The organism is Pseudomonas sp. HMWF006 (assembly GCF_003061205.1).
Taxonomy (GTDB): domain Bacteria; phylum Pseudomonadota; class Gammaproteobacteria; order Pseudomonadales; family Pseudomonadaceae; genus Aquipseudomonas; species Aquipseudomonas monsensis.
Window position 1 is genome coordinate 9,996 of record NZ_QAIU01000252.1, and the last position, 1,285, is coordinate 11,280.

Consider the following 1,285-nt stretch of genomic DNA (forward strand, 5'->3'; position numbering starts at 1 on the left):
CAGTGGCGAGGAACACCGCTTCTTCGATGTCGTGGGTAATCAGGAATACCGGTTTGGCGGTGCGCTGCCAGACTTGCAGCAACAGCTCCTGCATCTGTTCGCGGGTGAAGGCGTCGAGGGCACCGAAGGGTTCATCCATCAGCAATACACGCGGGTCAGCGGCGAGGGCGCGGGCCAGGCCGACGCGCTGTTTCTGCCCGCCGGAGAGTTGCCAGATACGGCGGCTATCAAACCCTGTGAGATCGACCAGCGTCAGCATTTCACGGGCAATCTTTTCGCGTTTGTCCCTGGCGACGCCGGCCAGTTCCAGACCAAAAGCGACGTTGGCCAGCACGTCCTGCCAAGGCAGCAGGGCGTCGTCCTGGAACACCACGCCGCGTTCGGCGCTCGGGCCTTTGACCGGCACGCCGTCGAGGGTAATGCGCCCGGCGCTGGGCTCGACGAAACCGGCAATCAGGTTCAACAGCGAAGTCTTGCCACTGCCGGACGGGCCGAGGGCGACCAGCAACTGCTGAGGCCCGAGGGTCAGGGAAATGTCCGCCAGCACCGGGTCCGGGCTGCCGGGATACTGTGCGCTGATGCGCTCCAGCTGTAGCAAGGCCATTGCAGTTAACTCCCGATCAGTTGGTGATGTATTTGGCGCTGACGTACGGCGCGTAGTCCGGCAGCACGGCTTCAACCTTGCCTTGCTCCTTGAGGAACGCGGCGGTGTCGGTGATGGCCTTGGTGGTCGGCGCGCCGAGGGTGATCACCTGATCCGCCGCCAGCGGGTAGACGTTGCCTTGCAGCAGCAGCGGAATGTCGCTGGCCTTGGCGCCGGAGAGCTTCACCAGTTTGTCGACATTGCTCTGGTTGGCGAGCCAGGCTTGCGGATCCTTGCGGTAGTCGGCGTAGGCGTCGAGGGTAACCTTGGCGAATGCGCTGACGATTTCCGGATGCTTCTCGGCGAAGTCTTTGCGCACGATCCACGCATCGAAGGTCGGCGCGCCAAACTTGGCCAGTTCGCCGGAGGTGATCAGCACCTTGCCGTTTTCCTTGGCGACGCCGAGTGCCGGGTCCCAAACGTAAGTGGCGTCAATGTCACCGCGTTTCCACGCAGCAATGATCGCTGGTGGCGCTAGGTTGAGTACGGTGACTTTCGACGGGTCGATGTTCCAGTGCTTGAGCGCCGCGAGCAGGCTGTAGTGACCGGTGGACACGAACGGCACGGCGATTTTCTTGCCGACCAGATCCTACGGGCTCTTGATGCCGGAACCGTCGCGGGCGACCAGCGCTTCGGCGGCGC

1 protein-coding gene and 1 pseudogene are annotated in these 1,285 nt (G+C 63.3%); both read right to left on the minus strand.

Annotated features, from left to right (window positions below; genetic code table 11):
* A partial coding sequence (locus DBR24_RS10350) for a taurine ABC transporter ATP-binding protein (protein ID WP_256591383.1) occupies positions 1-604 on the minus strand: 604 nt, incomplete at its 3' end.
* A gap of 16 nt (positions 605-620) precedes the next feature.
* A pseudogene (tauA, locus tag DBR24_RS10355) lies at positions 621-1,285 on the minus strand (taurine ABC transporter substrate-binding protein); the annotation flags it as partial.